16 protein-coding genes and 1 pseudogene are annotated in these 18,764 nt (G+C 67.6%); 9 read left to right on the forward strand and 8 right to left on the reverse strand.

From position 1 onward, the window contains the following. Window positions 1-112 precede the first annotated feature (112 nt). The 8 genes from ASD79_RS13495 (at window position 113) to ASD79_RS13530 (ending at window position 7,091) form a co-directional block, all read left to right on the forward strand. Window positions 113-1,933 (forward strand): copper resistance system multicopper oxidase, encoded by a 1,821-nt coding sequence (locus ASD79_RS13495; protein WP_056722440.1) that lies wholly within the window; start codon window positions 113-115, stop codon window positions 1,931-1,933. After that, window positions 1,930-2,964 (forward strand): copper resistance protein B, encoded by a 1,035-nt coding sequence (locus tag ASD79_RS13500; RefSeq protein WP_056722442.1) that lies wholly within the window; start codon window positions 1,930-1,932, stop codon window positions 2,962-2,964. Before ASD79_RS13495 ends, ASD79_RS13500 begins: the two co-directional genes overlap by 4 nt. Window positions 2,965-3,202: 238 nt before the next feature. Then, entirely contained in the window at window positions 3,203-3,571 is a 369-nt protein-coding gene (gene copC / locus ASD79_RS13505; RefSeq protein ID WP_056722444.1) for a copper homeostasis periplasmic binding protein CopC, read from the forward strand. A 4-nt stretch (window positions 3,572-3,575) separates the two neighbouring features. Beyond that, on the forward strand, window positions 3,576-4,502 hold the full coding sequence (gene copD, locus ASD79_RS13510; RefSeq protein ID WP_056722447.1) for a copper homeostasis membrane protein CopD: 927 nt from the start codon (window positions 3,576-3,578) through the stop codon (window positions 4,500-4,502). A gap of 314 nt (window positions 4,503-4,816) precedes the next feature. After that, window positions 4,817-5,110: a hypothetical protein gene (locus ASD79_RS13515; RefSeq protein ID WP_056722449.1), complete on the forward strand. Its 294-nt coding sequence runs from the start codon at window positions 4,817-4,819 to the stop codon at window positions 5,108-5,110. Continuing rightward, window positions 5,107-5,547: a Spy/CpxP family protein refolding chaperone gene (locus ASD79_RS13520; protein WP_056722451.1), complete on the forward strand. Its 441-nt coding sequence runs from the start codon at window positions 5,107-5,109 to the stop codon at window positions 5,545-5,547. Before ASD79_RS13515 ends, ASD79_RS13520 begins: the two co-directional genes overlap by 4 nt. Next, window positions 5,544-6,095 (forward strand): RNA polymerase sigma factor, encoded by a 552-nt coding sequence (locus tag ASD79_RS13525; RefSeq protein WP_056722453.1) that lies wholly within the window; start codon window positions 5,544-5,546, stop codon window positions 6,093-6,095. Before ASD79_RS13520 ends, ASD79_RS13525 begins: the two co-directional genes overlap by 4 nt. Window positions 6,096-6,338: 243 nt before the next feature. Continuing rightward, the gene (locus ASD79_RS13530; protein ID WP_235524443.1) at window positions 6,339-7,091 is read left to right on the forward strand and encodes an AraC family transcriptional regulator; all 753 of its coding nucleotides are present in this window, start codon (window positions 6,339-6,341) and stop codon (window positions 7,089-7,091) included. A gap of 46 nt (window positions 7,092-7,137) precedes the next feature. Here the strand turns inward: ASD79_RS13530 and ASD79_RS13535 are convergent, their stop codons facing one another. Then, complete coding sequence (locus tag ASD79_RS13535; RefSeq protein ID WP_056722455.1) at window positions 7,138-8,349, reverse strand: epoxide hydrolase family protein; 1,212 nt, start codon at window positions 8,347-8,349, stop codon at window positions 7,138-7,140. Between the two features lie 129 nt (window positions 8,350-8,478). Between ASD79_RS13535 and ASD79_RS23425 the strand changes: the two are divergent. Beyond that, window positions 8,479-8,643 (forward strand): annotated as a pseudogene (locus ASD79_RS23425) (helix-turn-helix transcriptional regulator); the annotation flags it as partial. A 53-nt stretch (window positions 8,644-8,696) separates the two neighbouring features. Here the strand turns inward: ASD79_RS23425 and ASD79_RS13540 are convergent. The 7 genes from ASD79_RS13540 to ASD79_RS13570 all read right to left on the reverse strand — a co-directional run bounded on the left by ASD79_RS13540 (window position 8,697) and on the right by ASD79_RS13570 (window position 18,694). Then, window positions 8,697-9,629: a formylglycine-generating enzyme family protein gene (locus tag ASD79_RS13540; RefSeq protein WP_200952302.1), complete on the reverse strand. Its 933-nt coding sequence runs from the start codon at window positions 9,627-9,629 to the stop codon at window positions 8,697-8,699. A 7-nt stretch (window positions 9,630-9,636) separates the two neighbouring features. Beyond that, a complete protein-coding gene (locus ASD79_RS13545) occupies window positions 9,637-11,286 on the reverse strand; it encodes a sulfatase (protein WP_056722457.1) in 1,650 nt (549 codons plus the stop codon). Then, the gene (locus tag ASD79_RS13550) at window positions 11,283-12,995 is read right to left on the reverse strand and encodes a sulfatase-like hydrolase/transferase (protein WP_235524444.1); all 1,713 of its coding nucleotides are present in this window, start codon (window positions 12,993-12,995) and stop codon (window positions 11,283-11,285) included. The genes ASD79_RS13545 and ASD79_RS13550 overlap by 4 nt, the downstream gene beginning before the upstream one ends. Window positions 12,996-13,059: 64 nt before the next feature. Next, entirely contained in the window at window positions 13,060-15,561 is a 2,502-nt protein-coding gene (locus tag ASD79_RS13555) for a TonB-dependent receptor (RefSeq protein WP_235524445.1), read from the reverse strand. An 88-nt stretch (window positions 15,562-15,649) separates the two neighbouring features. Next, window positions 15,650-16,627, reverse strand: a complete 978-nt coding sequence (locus ASD79_RS13560) for a FecR domain-containing protein (protein ID WP_082584921.1) — start codon at window positions 16,625-16,627, stop codon at window positions 15,650-15,652. Then, the gene (locus tag ASD79_RS13565; RefSeq protein ID WP_082584922.1) at window positions 16,624-17,136 is read right to left on the reverse strand and encodes an RNA polymerase sigma factor; all 513 of its coding nucleotides are present in this window, start codon (window positions 17,134-17,136) and stop codon (window positions 16,624-16,626) included. The genes ASD79_RS13560 and ASD79_RS13565 overlap by 4 nt, the downstream gene beginning before the upstream one ends. Window positions 17,137-17,368: 232 nt before the next feature. Next, window positions 17,369-18,694 (reverse strand): MFS transporter, encoded by a 1,326-nt coding sequence (locus tag ASD79_RS13570; protein ID WP_056722464.1) that lies wholly within the window; start codon window positions 18,692-18,694, stop codon window positions 17,369-17,371. Window positions 18,695-18,764: the final 70 nt, after the last annotated feature.

An 18,764-nucleotide genomic window follows, 5' to 3' on the forward strand; every position in this document is an offset into this window, starting at 1 on the left:
CGCGACCACGAAACGCCGGAAACCGTGAGGGTTCGCCCTCCCCCCGGACGTATTGGCCAGGACGGGATCGCGTTGAACCAGATCCCGGTCGCCCGTTGCTTAGGATTTGACGATGAAGTTTGATCGCCGGCAGTTGTTAAGGGGCGCCGCCGTGATGGGCGCGAGCCTCGCGACCGGGGCTCTCCTGCCGACCTGGGCGCGGAGCGCGACGCCGGGCCTGGTCTCGACCCTGCCAACGGTGTCGGGCCAGGACATCAAGCTGACCATCGGCCACACGCCGGTGACGATCGACGGCAAGACCAGCCACGCGGTGACCATCAACGGGATGACACCCGGCCCGCTGATCCGCCTGAAGGAAGGCCAGACGGTTCGGCTCTCGGTGACCAACACCCTGGACGAGGAGACCTCGATCCACTGGCACGGTCTGCTGGTGCCCTTCCAGATGGACGGCGTTCCAGGCGTCAGCTTCCCCGGCATTCCGCCCGGCGAAACCTTCGTCTACGAGTTCCCGATCAAGCAGTCGGGCACCTACTGGTATCACAGCCACTCGGGCCTGCAGGAGGCCGAGGGGCACTACGGCCCCATCGTCATCGAACCGGCGGATGCCGATCCGATCGCCCATGACCGCGAGCACGTGATCGTGCTCTCCGACTTCAGCTTCATGCACCCCCACCTGATCTTCAGGCGCATGAAGCAGCAGGCCGGGGTGTTCAACTACGACAAGCAGACCCTCTCCAGCCTGCTGGCCGGCAAGGACCAGACGCTCCAGGAGCGGATGGAGTGGGGCAAGATGCGCATGGACCCCACCGACATCTCCGACGTCACCGGCGCGGTGATGACCTTTCTGGTCAACGGCCATGGTCCGGCCGACAACTGGACCGGCCTGTTCACCCCCGGAGAGCGGGTGAGGCTGCGGTTCATCAACGCCGCCGCCCAGATGATGTTCAACGTTCGCATTCCCGGCCTGAAGATGACGGTCGTGGCCGCCGACGGGCAGGCCGTGCGCCCCATCGAGGTGGACGAGTTCCAGATCGGCAACGCCGAGACCTACGACATCATCGTCCAGCCGACGCAGGACCAGGCCTTCACGCTCGTGGCCGAGGCCGTCGATCGGTCGGGCATGGGGCGCGCCACCCTGGCCCCGCGAGCGGGCATGACCGCGCCGGTCCCCCCGCTGCGCGAGCGTCCGCTGGCCACCATGAAGGACATGGGCATGGACATGAGCGCCATGCATGGCATGGGCGGCGCCCCGGGCGCGGCGGCGGGCATGGACCACGCCGCCATGGGCCATGACATGGCCGCGATGGCCGCGGCGCCCGGCATGGCCGCGCCCAAGCCGCGCGGCTCCGACGTCATGGGCGATATGGGCGGCATGAAGATGTCGATGCGCGACCCGCGGAACGCGCCGTGGATCAAGCTTGGTCCCGGCGTGCAGACGATCACGCCAATGCCCACTGACCGCACCGGGGAACCCGGCCAAGGCCTGGAAAGCGTCGGCCACAGGGTGCTGGTCTACAAGGATCTGCTGGCCGTCACGCCCAACCCCGACACCCGAACCCCGACCCGCGCCCTGGAGATCCGGCTAACCGGGAACATGGAGCGCTTCATGTGGGGGTTCGACGGTCAAAAATTCAGCGACGTCACCCAGCCCTACGCCTTCGAAAAGGGCGAACGGGTACGGGTCACGCTGGTGAACGACACCATGATGGCCCACCCGATCCATCTGCACGGCCACTTCTTCGAGCTGACCCATGCGCCGGTCGGCTACGGCCCGCGAAAACACACGGTGATCGTGCTGCCCGGAGGCAAGGTGTCCTGGGACTTCACGGCCGACCCCGGCGACTGGGCCTTCCACTGCCACATGCTTTACCACATGCACGGCGGCATGTTTCAGGTGTTCAGCGTGCGCCCCCTCAATGGAGGCGCGGCATGAGCCGGCTCATCCTGATGGGACTGTTTCCGCTGGCCCTGGCCGGGCCGGTCGCCGCCCAGACCGTGGATCATTCTTCGATGCCAGGCATGACCATGCCGACGGCGCCGACCGAGGAAACCGCCAAGCCCAAGGCCACGGGTCACCAGCATCATGACATGGCCCCCGTCCCAGCGGCGGCGGGTACGGCCACGCCCGAGGCCAGTGACGCCGATCCGCACGCCGGCCATGACATGCCGGGCATGGATATGAGCGCGCCCGCCGAGGCCGGCCCGACCATCGGAGACCTGGAGGTCCCCCCGGGGTCGCCGCCGCCTCCGCCAGGCGAGCATGCCGCCGACCGGGTGTTTCCGCCGGCCACGATGGCCGCCGCGCGAGGCTTGTTGCGACGCGAGCACGGTGGCGCGAGCAGTTCCATGGTCATGGCCAACATCGCCGAGTGGGCGCCCCAATCCGGTAAGGACAGCTATCGCTGGGAAGGCGAGGCCTGGTTCGGCGGCGACATCCACCGCCTGGTGCTCAAGTCGGAAGGCGAAGGCGTCGTCGGCGGCGGCCTGGATCACGCTGAACTCCAGGCGCTCTATTCCCGTGCGGTCGGTCCCTATTTCAATCTGCAGGCCGGGGTGCGGCATGATTTCCAGCCCCGCCCCGCCCGCACCTATGCGACCGTCGGGTTCGAGGGGCTGGCGCCCTACTGGTTCGAGGTGAGCGGCGCGGCCTTCCTGTCCGACAAGGGCGACCTGTCGGGACGGCTGGAAGGGTCCTACGACCAGCGCATCACCCAGCGCCTGATCCTGCAGCCGCGCGCCGAATTCAACCTCGCCGCGTCGAACGACGTGTCGACCGGCATGGGATCTGGCCTGTCGGACGTCGAGCTGGGCCTGCGGCTTCGCTACGAGATCCGCCGTGAGTTCGCCCCCTATATCGGCGTCACCCACGACCGCAAGTTCGGCAAGACCGCTGACTACGCCCGCGCCGCCGGCGAGGATGTCGAGGACACCCGCCTGGTGCTCGGCGTTCGCGCCTGGTTCTGACCAAGGCCGCCGCGGTCCCCGGCATGCCAATCGGCTCGCCCGGCATGGAAGTACCCGGAGGCCGGCGTCGAGCCCTGCGCCATCCTGTTGCTGCTGGACGCCAGGGGCGCGACCCGGGTTTTCGCCCGTCACGGCTGACGCCCGCCGCAAACGGGTTCTTCGTTTCAACGCGAGGGACCAGACCCTCGCCGCGCGTATGATCTGCGAGCGACCGGGCGTCGCACCTTGGAGATATCCGATGACCACCAAGACCATCTCGATCCTCCTGGCGACAATCGCCGCCGGCAGCCTGATGCTGGTCGCTTCCCAGGCCGCGGCCCACGCCAAGCTGGTGAGCGCCAATCCCGCGCCCGACGCCACGGTCGCCGCCCCCAGGGCGATCAGCCTGAAGTTCAGCGAGAGGCTCGAACCGAAGTTCTCCGGCTTCGAGATCGCCAAGGCCTCCGGCGGCTCCGTGCCGGTCAAGACCACGATCGCCAAGGGCGGGGCGGTCATCGACGGCGCCCTGGCCGCGCCGCTCGCGCCTGGCGCCTACACGGTCCGCTGGCACGCGGTCACCGCCGACGCCCACCGCATGAACGGCGTCTACAACTTCACGGTCCGCTAGGGCGATGACCGAGCTGCTCGTCGTCCTGGCGCGCCTCGTCCAATATGCCGGGGCGGCGACGCTGTTTGGCGCGCCGCTATTCTACCTCTACGGCTTGCCCGCCGAAGGCCCCGGCGCGGCGCGGTCCAGCGCCGGGACCCGGGGGCTGGTCGTGGTCGCCGGGCTGCTGACGGCGATCGGCTGCGGCCTCGCGCTGCTGGCGCAAACGGCGATGATGACCGGCGCGCTCGCCGACGCCCTCGACCCGCAAGCCCTGACGATGGTGGCGACCGGCACCCAGTTCGGCGTCTCGGTCCTGAGCCGGGCGACCGCGAGCCTCGCGGTCCTGGCCCTCGCCACGATCCTGCGCTCGACCAGTCTCTGGCGCGCCGCCGCCGCGCTGGGCGCGGTGGCCCTGGCCAGCTTCGCCTGGAGCGGGCACGGCGCCGACGGCGAAGGCGCGGCCGGGCTGTTCAGGCTGGCCGCCGACATCGTCCACCTTCTGGCCGCCGGGGTCTGGCTCGGAGCGCTGGCCGCCCTGCTCCTTCTGGTGCTGGTCGCGCGGCAGGCCGAGGCCGCCGGCGTGCGCGCGCTCCATCGGGCGCTGGAGGGGTTTTCCGGCGTTGGCGCCCTGGTCGTGGCGACGCTTGTCCTGACGGGGTTGGTCAACAGCTGGTTCCTCGTCGGGCCTGACCACGTCATGGCGGCGGTCTCGACCGCCTGGGGCGTCGTGCTCCTGGCCAAGCTCTGCGTCTTCGCGCTGATGCTGGGCCTGGCCGCGCTCAATCGCTTCGTGCTGACGCCCAGACTGAAGCAGGCGCTCGCCGGCCTCGACCCCGCTTCGGCCCTGGCGGCCCTGAGGCGAAGCCTCGTCGTGGAATCGGCCGCCGGCCTTTCGGTCGTGGTCCTGGTCAGCTGGCTGGGGACGCTGGCCCCGCCGGCGGCGCTCTGACCATGGCGGACCACAGGTCCTTCCGTCGTCAATGCCCGATGACGCTCCCCATCGGCGCGGGTCGGGCAGTCGGGGCGCTCGTCGTCTGCGCAGCCCCGGGAGAGTTCGCGCAAGGTGTCGGCCATGGCCCGTATCTCGGCGGCCTTCGCTCCAGCGCCCGCACATGCCCGTAGGTTCCAATCACAGGAAGGTTCAAGGCAGGGCGCGCCGAAAGCCCCGGCGCGTCCCCGGTCGATTGTGCGGCCAAGACTTGCGGGATCGGGGGGTTCTGCCGCGTATAGTCGGCGGGACATCTGCTGGACGAAGGGCCGAACATGACCTTGAACATCGATGACCTCGTCGAGCGGTTGGCGGCGCAGCCGCTTGACCGCTCGCTGGACGGTCTGGAACTGGAGGTTTCGCGAGGCATCGCGCGCCGCCGCGCCGACCTGAACACCGGCTCCGCCCTGGCTCCGGTCCGGGTTGCCTCCATCGGCCTGGCCTTGGCCATGGGCGTGACGGCCGGCGGCCTGGCCGCGACCACCACGGCCTCGGCGCCCCAACAGTTCAGCACGTTCTCGGTTTCGGCCCACCTGGCGCCGTCGACCCTGCTCGAGGGCGAAGAGTGAGTATCACCCGCGGCATCGTCCTGACCCTGGTGCTTTCGACGCTGGCCGCGGCGATCGGAGCCTGGGGCGGCGGCCAGTATGTGGTGCGGCGCATGCACCACGCCGCCCCGCTCCACCAGATGGTCCACCAAAAGCTGGACCTGACCCCGGACCAGGAGCGGCGGATCGATGGGCTCGAACGCGACTACGCGGCCAAGCGCAAGGCGCGCGAAGCGGAGATGCGCGCCGCCAACGCCGAACTGGCCCAGGCCATCCAGGAGCAGCACAGCTACACGCCCAAGGTCCAGGCGGCGATCGATCGCTTCCACATGGCGATGGGCGCGCTGCAGAAGGAAAGCATCCAGCACGTCATCGCCATGCGCGGCGTACTGACCCCGCAGCAGGCCGCCCGCTTCGACGATACGGTCGTCAAGAACCTCACCGAACAGGCCCAGTGATCGCGAGCGCCCCGAGCGACGAAGCGCTCGCGGCCTTGGCCGCGGGGGGTGACGAGCGAGCGTTCTCGCAACTGGTCGCTCGCCACAAGGAGGGCCTCTATCGCTTGCTGCGCCGCTATACCGGCGACAGCGACGAGGCCTACGAGGCCGTCCACGAGGCCTTCATCGCCGCCTGGGCCGCGCTGGGCCGCTACGACACGGCGCGGTCGTTCGGCCCCTGGCTACGGACCATCGCCATCAACAAGGCGCGCGATCGCGGTCGCCGGATGGCCGTTCGCCGCTTCTTCTTCGGCGGCGGCGAGGACGATCTGGCCTCGGCGATCGATCCTGGCCAAGCGGCCGACGATGCCTTGCAGCAGCGCCAGGCCATGGGCCTTCTCGACCAGGCGGTCGCCCGGCTGCCAGACGCCTTGAAGGCGCCGCTGCTGCTGACCGCCTTCGAGGGCCTGTCCCACCACGAGGCCGCCGCGATCCTCGGCATCTCGGCCAAGTCGATCGAAACGCGGGTCTATCGCGCCCGCAAGGCCCTGGCTGCTTCTCGGACGTGATTCCTCCCCGAGAGCGGGGCGCCGGCTGACCGGCGCCGACATTCACGAAGAACCTGATGCGGGTCTTCTCGCCCTCGGAAACCGGCAGCGTCGGACGCGGTTGGAAGGCGTAGTCGATCAGTCCACCGTCACGTTTGCGCCAACAGCGGACATTTAGTTTCGGCGCGACGAATGTCCGCCATGGGGGTCGCAAACAATCATCAGCCCAGCTCCGGACTCGAGGCCAGGATCGAGACGTGGGACATGGAAGCGTTGGTGGATTCCATCGACGCCGGAACTGAAGCACGATGGGTTGTTTCAAGCTGCAGAGGATCGACGACCATGGTCCAAAAACACACGAGCCGGCGATCCTCGCACCCTTGGATCGACACGGTATGGCAGACGGTTTGCCTCAGTGACGGGCTGTATTCGGCGACACCCGACGGCTCGTGGGACTTGATCCGCAGCATCGCGCCGGACGGCGAATCCATGGTGTTTCTGAGTGGGCAGGCCATCGAGCCCGTCGAGGTGCCGTATCAGGACGGGGAGAGCTCGGTCGTCATCTCCTTCTCCGCCCATGTCTATCTCGCGCAGGACAGACAGCCGCGGGTCGGCCCCGAGATCCGGATACTGCCGGTGCGGGACGGGATGTTCGTGCTGGACGGCGTGGACCTGCCGTTGCCCACCTTCGAGAACGTCGAGCCGTTGGTCGACGCCATGATCGCGGCCGGCCTGCTGCTCTCCAACGACCTGGTCGCCAGGGCCTTCAGCGAAGCCCCGAAGGCCGCCTCCCCGCGCTCGGTGCAGCAGCATTTCAAGCAGACAACGGGGATCACCCAGAAGAGTTTTCAGATGATCCGCCGCGCGCAGGAAGCCGTGCGGCGGCTGAAGGCCGGTGAAGTTCCGGCCGGGGTGGCGGTTGATCTGGGCTATACGGACCAGCCGCACATGATCAAGTCCATCAAGAAAATCATGGGTGCTCTGCCTTCGAATCTCGACGCGGTTCACAAGATCTGACCGCCGAGCGAGGTCGCGCTCGGCGGTCGTGACGCGAACCCGTGATCTACTGGGTCAGCAAGGCGGCGAAGGCCTTGATGTCCTGGGTATAGAATTGGGGATCTTCCCACGCCGCGAAGTGGCCCGCCTTTTCCATGTCGTGGAACTGCACGACATTGCCGGCGGTCTGCCGGTCCGCCCATTCGCGGGGCAGGCGCACCCCGCCGGGGATCGGCGCCTCGGTCGCCACCGCGACCGGAACCTTGTTGTTCTCGCCCTTGATCGTCGGCGCGTGCATGGCGTTCTGATTGTAGATGCGGAAGGACGACGCGGCCGTCTCCGTCAGCCAGTAGATCATGATGTTGGTCAGAAGGTCGTCGCGGCCGAACCGTGCGTCCGCCTCGTCGCCGACCCCCATGCCGGCCATGAAGCTCATGATCCAGGCGGCCAGCCCGACCGGCGAGTCGTTCATGGCGAAGGCCAGGCTTTGCGGCTTCGTCGCCTGCACGAGGTTGAAGGCGCCGTGGGCGAAGAACCATTGCTGGATGGCGCCGGCATAGGCCTGCTCGGGCCCGCTGAGGACGGTGAAGTCGGTGGTGTGGTCGGGATAGCCGACGTCGGTGAGGTGGATGCCCAGCAGCTTTTCCGGATGGCGCTGGGTCAGCGACATGGCGATGACCGCGCCCAGATCGCCGCCCGCGACGATGAAACGCTCGTGGCCCAGCACGTCGCCCATGAGTTGGGCGAAGATGTCGGCGGTCTGATCGACAGGAAGCGCCGTCCGGCCCGAGAAGCCGCTGCCGGGGATGGACGGCACGACGACGTGGAAGTCCTCGGCCAGCGCGTCGATGACCTTGTGATAACGATAGAAGCTGTCTGGCCAGCCATGCAGCAGCAGCAGCGCGGGGGCGTCCTTCTTCTTGGAGGGCTTGTGGACGAAGTGCAGGTCGATCTGATCGATCTTGACCTTGTAGTTCGGCATGGCGTTCAGGCGCGCCTCGGCCTTGCGCCAGTCGTACTGGTTCAGCCAGTAGTCGGTCAGCGATTTCATGTAGCCGAGATTGGTTCCGAACATCCAAGCCGCGTCGGCGGGCTCGTCGGGCCAGCGCGTGTGCTGAAGGCGCGATTTCAGATCGGCCAGTTGCGCATCCGAAAAGGCGATCTTGAAGGGCGTCGGCTGTTCCATGGTGTGGCTTTCCTTCGAGCGTGCGGGTTGGGTGACAAGGCTGCTCAGAAGGCTCGCCGCGAGGATGTTCTTGCCAAATTCGCGCCGGTTCATGGCCCTGGCTCCCTGTCTTGATTGACTGAGATCAGGCTATCGGCGCGCGCCCGGCGCGAATTGTAAGAAAGCGAAAATCGCTCCCGGCGGTGGCGAACCGGGGAAGCAAGCGGAGCGGCCGGTTTCCCTCGCCGCTTCAATCTGACAAATAGGCGCGTCGCCTGGAACCTTGCCGAAGTGGAAGCGTGGATCGAACAACGCCGGCAGGCGTCCCTGGCCGTATCCAGCCCTTCGACGAAGGTGTCTCGGAATGGCCTCAAAAGCGCTAGCGCTTCGGTGGCCTTTCCGGTTTGAAACCGCCGATTGCCCGTCTTTCTACGTAACGGCGCCACGTTGCGTAGTCGGCTCTAGGCGCCGGGCTCCCGGATCACGCAGCGGAACCCGATGTGGCTGGTGGCGCTCTCGACCGTCTGCGGGATACGGGCGGCGGGCCGGTAGCGCTGGCAATAGTTTTCGGCGCATAGGTGCGAACCGCCCTTCAGCACCTTGCGCGGAATCGGAACGTCGGGCTGCCCGGGATCCAGACTGTCTTCCATGAGGCCGCCACGAGGGTTCTTGGGCACGCAGCACCCCGCCCCCTTCGGGATCGGAAGCGACCACCAGTCCGACGTCCACTCCCAGACATTGCCGATCATGTCGTGGACGCCGTAACCGTTCGGCGGAAAACGGCGGACGGGCGAGGTCCGCTCGAAGCCGTCCAGGCGCAGGTTCTGTAGGGGAAAGTCGCCCTGCCAGTAGTTGCACAGCATCCGGCCGCTCGGCGCCAATGCGTCGCCCCAGGCGAAATCCGCATCCTCCAGCCCGCCCCGCGCGGCCAGTTCCCATTCCGCCTCGGTGGGCAGGGACTGGCCCGCCCAGGCGGCATAGGCCTCGGCGTCGCGGTACGAGACGTGAACCACCGGGTGGTCCTGCAGACTCAGGGTCGAACTGCCCTTGCCGTGGGGCCTTCGCCAGTTGGCCCCGAAGGTGAACGCCCACCACGATAGCGGCGCGTCCAGCGACACCGGTCCCTTCGGCGGTTGAAAGACCAGGGACCCCGCCTTGGCCATCGAGGCGGGCATGCCGGGATAGTCGCGCGGGTCAGGCGCGATCTCGGCGTCGGTGACATAACCTGTCTCGCGGACAAAGGCGGCGAACCGCCGGTTGGTGACCGGCGTCTCGTCGATCCAGAAGCCGTCCACCCGCACCCGGCGGACCGGCGCCTCTTCCGGATAGAAGCGCGCCGATCCCATGGCGAAGTCGCGCCCCTCGATCCTGGTCATCCCGGCCGTCGAGCTCATCTGCGCCTCACTGACGCCGGGGGAAGTAGGGCTGGCCCTTTTTCTCGGCCTCCAGCTTGGCCGGCGAGTCCGGGAACAGCCCGTTGAAGCGGTCGACTGGGTTGGCCGGCCGCAGCCAGCCTTGCGGGAACTCGGCCGCCTTGGCGCCGTCGAGGCTACGGAAGACCTGGCCCTGGCTGCTGCGTTCGGTGAACGGCACGGCGCGCTGCCCCTTGTTGTTGGCGAGCTTGGCGAACAGCGCCTTGCGCAGATCGATCTTGGTCTGGAGATAGGCCGGATCGTCGATGAGGTTGTTCATCTCGTCGGGATCCTTGGCCAGGTCGTACAGTTCATCGAGGTCCCAGATCCCGTGGTACTGGATATACTTCACCCGTCCGCGCTCGATGGCGAAGGTGGTCGGGGTCTGGGGGAAAGTCCATTCCCAGTAATATTCGTAGACGAAGTCGTCCTCCTTCCAGTCCGACGGCTTGATCTTGCCGGTCGCCAGCGGCAGGACGCTCTGGCCCTCGAACTGCGGGGGACGCGCCGCGCCGGCGGCGTCCAGGAAGGTCGGCGCCAGGTCGAGGTTGCGGACCCGGCTCTCGACCACCGCGCCCTTGGGGAACCGCCCCGGGGCGTAGGCGACCATCGGCACGCGGATCGAGGCCTCGTAGGCGTCGCGCTTGTCGATCAGGCCGTGCTCGCCGAACTGGAAGCCGTTGTCGCTGTAGAAGACGATGATGGTGTTGTCTTCCAGGTGGTTGGCGCGCAGGTAGGCCAGAACCCGCCCGACGCTGTCATCCACCGCGCTGAGCCCACGATAGTACTCGCGCACGTACGCCTTCAGCGGCTTGTCCTGATTGTAGAAGTAGTCCACCCCGTGCCAGCTGTTACGCTGGTTGCGCACCCACATCGGCTTGCCGCGGTTGTTTTCGGGCGTGTCGGCCATGCTGGCCGGCAGCTTGATGTCCAGATCCTTGTATTGATCGGCGTAGCGATCCGCCGCCTTGACGTCGGAATGCACGGCCTTGTGCGACAGATACAGGAAGAACGGCTTAGACTTGTCGCGGCCGTGCTCCAGCCAATTGATCGAATAGTCGGTGAGTTCGTCGGTCATGTAGCCCTTCTGGGGCACGTGCTGGCCGTCGACATTGAGCATGTTGCGCTGCCCGGCCGCGACCTGTTGGGGCGACAATGCGTCGGTCGGCAGGTAGTTGCCCTGGCCCAGGAAGCTGACCCAGTGGTCGAAGCCCGGCCGGGGGCCGTCGCTGGCGTCGCCCATGTGCCACTTGCCCACGAAGGCGGTCTGGTAGCCGGCGCCCTGCAGGTACTTGGGAAAGAAGGTCAGGCCGGCCTCGGATGAATTGTTGTTGTCGATGACCCCGTGATTGCGCGCGGTCATCCCGGTCAGGATGGTCGCCCGGCTGGGCGAACACAGCGACGAGGTCACCACGGCGTTGGGGAAATAGACCCCGTTCCTGGCCAGGAAGTCGATATTGGGCGTCCGCAGGCCGGGCGTCAGGAAGCCCATCGCGTCGAAGCGCAGGTCGTCGACCAGCACGAAGACGATGTTGGGACGGCTCGCGGGCGGCGGCTCGGCGCGGGCCGAGACCGCCCAGGCGGCCGCCAGGAACACCGCCGCCAAGGCGCGCAGCAGGGAAGTCAGGGGTCTGATCATCGGTTTTCCTGGGAGTTCGCGGTGGTCGTGGGCGCCCAGCCACGCGTATTGCCCTCGGCGTCGGCGCGGAAGGCCGCCAGCCTTGCGGCGAGCGTCTTGGCCTCTTCGGGATGCTTCAGGCTGACGTCGTGGGACTCGTTGTCGCCGTTCATGTTGTAGAGGGCCGATCGGGCGCCGTAGGGCGCGGCGGTTCCGGTCGGGGCCAGCGGCCACTTCTCCGAGACCACGGTCCGGTATTTGAAGCCCCTGTCGCGCACGGCCTGGAACTCGCCCGAATAGGCGGTCACGTAGTAGAGGTAGTCGTGCGGCGAAGGTCCGCCCGACAGCATCGGCGCCATATCGCGGCCGTCGATCTCGCGGTCCTTCGGCAACGGAACGCCCAGCATCGTCAGCAGCGTCGGGAAGAGGTCGATGTTCATCGCCATCGCGTCGCTGACCGATCCCGACTTGGTCTTGCCGGGCCAGATCACGAAGCCGGGCACCCGCATGCCCCCCTCGTAGGTCTCGCCCTTGCGGCCCCGCAGGTCGCCCACGCTGCCGCCCTGGTCGCCGCCGTTGTCGCTGGTGACGACGACGATGGTGTCGTCGGCGATCCCCAGTTCGTCGATCGTCTTCATGATCCGGCCGACATTGGCGTCGAGGTCCTCGACCACGTCGCCATAGGCGCCACCCTCCGACACGCCCTGGTGCTTGGGGTTGGGGTAGTGTGGCAGGTGCGGCGCGGTGAACGGGACATAGGCGAAGAACGGCTGGCCGGCGCTGGCCCGCATGAAGCCGATCGCCTCGTCGGTGAAGCGCTCGGTCAGGGTGTGCTGATCGGTCTTGTTCGACGGGGTGTCGACCTCGACGCCCCGATAGATCGGCAGCGGAGTCATGTCGTTGCTGTAAAGCACGCCGAAATAGGTCTGAAAACCCAGGTCCGTCGGGCGATGGCCCGGCGTGTCGCCCAGGTGCCACTTGCCGAAGGCGCCGGTCCGGTAGCCGGCGCGCGAGAGCACCTCGGGCAGCAGCACCTCGTCGGCGGGAATGGCGTTGGCGTAGCCGGCCGAGCGCCGGAGCAGCGCCATCGGATTGTTGGTCGGGAAGAACACGTGGTTGGCGGCGCGCGAGCGCGTGGGATAGCGGCCGGTGAGCAGGGCCGCGCGCGACGGCGTGCAGACCGGCGAGCCCGAATAGAACTGGGTCAGTTTCAGGCCGCGCGACGCCAGAGCGTCGATGTTCGGCGTCTTGATCAGCCGGTTGCCGTACGAGGACAGGTCGCCGTAGCCCAGATCGTCGAACAGCAGGACGACGATGTTGGGCCTGTGGCCCGCCACGGGTTTGATCGACGCCAGATAGGCCTGTTTCTGGGCCAGGTGGTCAGCCGCCGGCTCGGCGTTCATCGCCGCGGCCTTGGCCAGGGCCGTATTGGCCGCGAGGCTGATATCCAGTCCGACCGTCCCGGTCTCGGGAACGGTCACCGTCCGTTGCTGGCTGGCCAGCCCCATGGCGGTGACCAGCACCTCGTACTGACCGGCGGGCAGGCGGGGAAGATTGAAGCCCCCGTCCCTTCCCGTCGTATCGCCGCGCAGCAGGTCGTTGACCACCACGCGGGCCCCGGCGACCGCCGCGCCGCCCGGGCCGACCACCTTGCCCGTCACCTCGCCGGCGAAGGATGGCGTGGCCATGGCCAGAGCCGCCGCGCCGATCAGCCAGAGCGTCTTCTTCATCATGTACGCCTCACATCACGATAGGGGGAACCGGGCGCCCGCGGGGTGGCGAGCGCCCCTATGCTCAGTTGAACTTCGCCGACAGCCGCAGGCCGTAGAGGCGCGGCGGCGCGTAGAACGCCGTGCCGTTGGTCGAGACCCCCGTCGTGGCGTTGGCGTTCGAATTGGTGCGCACCGCCTCGTCCTCCAGGTTGCGGACATAGGCCATCAGCGACCAGTCGCCGCCCTCGCTGACGTAGGTCAGCGACAGGTCGGTCTTGGTGAACGCCTTCTGGCGGTTCGAAGCGAAGCCGTGGAACTCCAGCTCCTTCCCGCTCTCATAGTGGCTCTGCACCCGCCCGGTCAGGTTGGCGCCGTTGGCCAGTTCGAAGGTGTGGGCGTAGCCGGCGGTGACGCTCCAGGTCGGCGTCCGCGCCATATGGCATCCGGCGAAGTCGCCCGCCCGCGGGGACGGCTGGGCGTAGTTGGCGGCGTAGCAGCGCTCGACCGAGGCGTTGCCGGCGTAGTTGACGAAGGGGTCTCCCAGCGGAAGCACGAACGTTTCGTACCGGGCGTGCAGCCACGAGAGGTTCAGGTCCACGACGTCGGCGCGCGTGAACCTGAAGTCGCTCTCCACCTCGACGCCGTAGATCACTGCCTTGCCGGCGTTGCGGGTCACCAGCGCGTTCTGCCCGGCGATGTTCTCGACCGCCGAGACCTGGAGATCCCTGTACTCGTTGTAGAAACCGGCGAGGTTCAGACGCAGCCGGCGATCGAGGAACCGGTTCTTCGACCCAATTTCGTAGGCGGTGATGTGCTCGGGTTCATAGGCGTTCGGCGGCAAGCCGTCGAAATAGCCGCCCGCCTTGTAGCCCGTGGAAGCCAGGGCGTAGAGCATCGAGGCGGCGCTCAGGTCGTAGTCGAGACCCAGCTTCCAGTTGGTCGCGTTCCACGTCTCGTCGGAAAGATTGCGGACGACCAGCGACAGGGTCGAGAAGTCTGGCTTCAGCAGATAGGTGTTGCCGTTGCGGCCCTTGTGATCGTGGGTGTAGCGCGCGCCGGCGGTCAGCCGCAGCTTGTCGGTCACCGAATAGGTCGCCTGGCCGAAGGCGGCCACGGACCGGGAGAAGATGTAGGGCTGGAGGAAGGCCAGGTAGTTGCCGTTCGCCTGCAGGGCGCGGGTGTCGGTCGCGCTCTTTTCCTCGAAGGTGTAGAGGCCGGTCACCCATTTGAGCTTGCCGCTGTCGGCGCCCAGACGCAGCTCCTGGGTCTCGCTCCAGTTATCCTGCGTCTGGTAAGTCGGACGGTGATTATCCGAGGCCAGGTTCTCACCGACCGTGTTGACCTCCATCTCGCGGTGACCGCCGAGATAGGTCAGGGTCGCCCAGTCGAAATCGTAGCTGGCCTCGAGCGTGATGTTCTTGAAGGTATTGTCCTGCGAGACATTGACCTTCGCATAGGTCGAATAGGGATCGCCGGTTTCGAGCGGAAAGGCCACGTCGGCGAAGCCGGCGCCGCCGCGATGCATGTAGTCCCCGCGAACCAGGATCTTCAGCCGCTCGTTAGGTTGATAGAGCGCCGACAGCCGCACCGACGAGTCGTCCTGGTCGTTGCGATCGTTGCCGCCGGTTCCGGGACCTTTGTTGACCGCCTTCAGATAGCCGTCGTGGCGGCTGGTCTGGAACGCGGCGCGAACGGCCAGGGCTTCGCCCAGCGGCAGGTTGACCATGCCGGTGGTGGTCAGGGCGGCGTAGTTGCCGACCTCGACGTCCATCGCCCCTTCATAGTCGTGCTTGGGGGCGTTGGTGATGACGTTGATGGCGCCCGCCGTGGCGTTGCGGCCGTAGAGCGTGCCTTGGGGGCCGCGCACCACCTCCACGCGGTCGAGGTCGTAGAACAGTCCGCTGATCGCATTCGAGCGCGAGACATAGATGCCGTCGACATGGACGGCCACGGCCGGGTCGCCGACCACCGTGGTGTTGGTGCTGCCCACACCACGCATGAACACCTGGGCGTTGCCGCCGGCGCCATTGCTGATCTGCAGGCTGGGCGCCTGGCCCGAGAGGTCGACGATGTTCTTGACGCCCTGCCTGGCCAGGGACTCGCCGGTCGCCGCCGACACCGCCAGCGGGACGGACTGCACGGTCTCGGCGCGGCGTTGCGCGGTGACCAGGACCTCCTCCACCGCGATCGGCTCGGGCGCGGCCTCGGCCCGGACCTGCGAAGGCGCCGGGGACGCGGCCTGGGTCCCCACCTTGATCATCTCGGGCCCGTCGACCGGAACCACGGCGAAGCCGTTCTGCGCGCGAACGAAGGTCAGGCCGCCCGCGCTCTGCAACAAGCGGCGGAGAGCGACCTCGTCGTCATAGGTCCCGACGACTTCGGTCGAACGGCGACCGCGAACGCGGTCCTCGGTGAAGGAGATCGGACGCCCGCTCTGCAGGCCAAACTCCTTCAGCGCCCGCGCCAGGTCCTGGGACTTGATCTGGTAGGCGCGCGTCTCGCCATGGGCCGCGGTCGTGACCAGCGCCGCCAGGGCGCTCCCCATCAGCCACGGCGCAACGCCGCCCCTCGAAAGGTGCTTCATCTCTGTTCCCTCCCTACGGCATGTTGACTGCCGTTTCAGGGTTAGAGTCGAGGTCGGCGAAACACCTCAGCGGCTCACGCGAAAAAGTTCACGGCGCCACCAGCCCATGGCGATCGCCGGGCGCGCGGCGCGCCAGCCCCAGGGCCTCGGCCGACGCGATGAAAGCGCCGGGGTCCGCGGCGGGAAGCACCGCGCTCATGCGACGTCCGGCGACTTCAGGGGCCACCACGATCGGTTGGACCGAATAGCGATTGAGTTCGGCGGCGATCGCGCCCAGCGGCGCGTCGTCGAAAACCAGGCGGCCCGAAACCCAGCCCTCGGCGCTACGCGTGTCGGTGCGGCTCAGGTTCCAGCCGCCCTCGCCAGCCACCAACTGATAGCCCGCGTTCATGTCGACGGACGTGGCGGGTCCGGCCGCCGAGCGGTCCGAGCGCACCCGCACCTGGCCCTCGGCCAGCACCACCTTGAAGCTCTTCGGGCGCAGATCGACGTCGAACTGGGTGCCCAGGGCCGTCACGCTGTGCTCGCCGGCCTGCACGACGAAGGGGCGCGTGGGGTCCTTGGCGACCTTGAAGAAGGCCCGCCCATGGACCAGTTCCAGGCGACGTTCCTTGCGCGGCGACCAGGCTCGAAGCTCGGAATTGGTGTCGAGAATGGCCAGGCTGCCGTCCGGCAGGCTGACACTCATGGTCTGGCCGATCCGCGTGACGTAGGTCGTCGGCTGCGGAGCGGCCAGCTTCAGCAGATATGCCCCGCCCTGCCATAGGGCCGCGCCGCCCAGCACCAGAACCACGGAAGCGGCGATCGCGCCGGCCAGATGGCGCGTCCTGCGCCAGCCCACTGCCGATCGCGCTTCCTCGCGCAGGCGCATCAGGCGGGGATCCCCCCTCAGCCCGTCCAGACCCGCCCAACGCGCCGACGCCTCGTCGAAAGCCGCCCGGTTTTCCGGAGCCCCATCCAGCCAGGCCTGGAACGCGGCCTCGTCCTCCGGCGTCAGCGGACCGGCCCGACGCCGCGCGAACCACTCGGCGACCTCGCCCGCCCGCTCTTGCAGGATCATGCTCATCGGTCCGACCTCCCGCGCAGGAACAGCGCCTTGAGGGCGGCCATCATATGTTTCTCGACGGCGCTGACCGACACGCCCAGTTCGCGCGCGATGCGCTGATAGGTCATTTCCTCGAAACGATGCAGCAGGAAGATGTGCCGGGTCCGCGCCGGCAACGCGTCCAGAACCGCAAGGACCGCTTCCAGCCCCTCCTTGCCGATCAGCGAACGCTCGGGAGTCAGCCCGTCGTCGGGACTGAGCGCCTCCAGATCGTCGACGCCGTCCCAGGGCTCCTGGCGGCGATACTGGCGCGAGAGGACGCTGGCGGCGACGACGAAGATGTAGCGCTCCAGGTCGAGCACCGCCGCCGGATCGCGCAAGCTCAAGAGGCGCGCGAAGACCTCCTGGACGAGGTCGTCCACCTGCGCGGCCGGCGCGCGGCGGCGGAAGTAGCGCCGCAGGCCAGGCTCGTACGCCAGCAGGTCCAGCTTCGGCGGCTGCGATCGCGCCTTGAGAGGATCGGGGGTCATGAACCCTCCAGACGTGGGACATCGTAGGCTTAGAGCCCAGGCCGACGAAAGACCTCATCCGATTGTCGGCGCCAAACTCGCGAGAACGGCGCATGTCCTCACGGCGTCATATGTTCTGCGGGGTTTGCGTGGCGAAGAACGTCGTATCGGCCGCGCGATCGGGTGCGGCCCGGGCGCGATGTGCGCGCCCATCCGATCCGATGTCGATGCAGATCCTGTCGCGGCGCTCGGCCTAACCGACCTCGTCTTGGCGGATGCGCCGCGCCGCCAGGCCAAATAGGCACGCGGCGACCAGCATCATCGAAGCCATTAGCGCCATGGACCACCGAAGGCCCGCCTCGGCGCCAAGGTGCTGCGCCAGGAGATCGCTCAGGAAGCCGATCGTCAGAGGTCCCAGCCCGAGGCCAATGATGTTGACGAGAAACAGCAGCACGGCGGCCGCGGTCGCGCGCACCTCGGCGCGCACGACGCTCTGCACGGCGGCGAAGGCGGGGCCGAACGTCAGCCCGTTGGCGAGCACCGCCGGCAGCACCAGGGCTAGCGACAGTTCAATGGAGGCCGGCGCCATGACCAGGGCGAAGGCGGGCGCGCCGAAGAGGGTCGCCAGGGCCGGAAGTCGGGCATAGCCAACGATATCCGTCCTCGCCGCACGGTCGGCCAGCACGCCCCCGAGATAGGTCCCGACGCCCGTGCCCACACCGACCAGCAGACCCAGGGCGACGCCTAGGAAGCCGATCGAACCAAGCCCGCTCTGCTCGCCGAGACGACCAAGCGCCTCGCCGTGCGTGCGTAGGAAGAAGGAACCGTAGAAGGCCGAATGACCATAGAAGACGAACGAGGAGAAGCCGCCCGCCACCGCCACCAGCCAGAAGGACCGCTTGGCCCGTAGCTCCGCCATGGCGACACCAAGGCTTAAGGTCGGCGTCGGGGCTCCCCTCTTGACCAGCGCGCGACGCGGCTCCTTCAAGGTCAACGCGACGACGACCGCCAGCAAGAGCCCCGGCGCGCCGGCCAGCGCGAAGGCGGTTCGCCAGCCAAGGCTGTCGGCCAGCAATCCGCCCAGGGTCAGGCCCAGCAAGGACCCTAGGGGAATGCCCAAGGAATAGAAGGCGAGCGCGGAGGCTCGCTTTTCCTTCGGAGCGTATTCAGTGATCAGCGCGTGAGCCGGCGGCGTGCAACCCGCCTCGCCGGTGGCCACCCCGATCCGCATCAGGAGCAGCTCGGAAAAGCTGCGGGCAAAGCCACAAGCGATGGTGAAGCCGCTCCAGACGACTAGGGCGCCGGCGATGATGGCCACCCGATCGCCGCGGTCGGCCAACCTGGCCACGGGGATTCCCAGCACGGTGTAGAACAGGGCGAAAGCCAGCCCCGTGACGGCGCCGAGTTGCCAGTCGGCGAGCCGGAGGTCCTGTTTGATCGGCTCGGCCAGGATGGTGACGATCTGCCGGTCCAGCATGTTGAAGGCATAGGCGATCATCAACACGACGAGGACGTAGCGCCGATAGCCCGGCGTGACGTCAGGAGCCGTCCCGCTGACGGGAGCGAGGCGTTGGTGCATGATCTCTGTCCCAGGAATATCGGTGCTAGAAAAATCGGATCCCGAACGTGGCGGCGACGCGCGACGTTCG

Source organism: Caulobacter sp. Root655 (assembly GCF_001427665.1).
GTDB lineage: Bacteria > Pseudomonadota > Alphaproteobacteria > Caulobacterales > Caulobacteraceae > Caulobacter.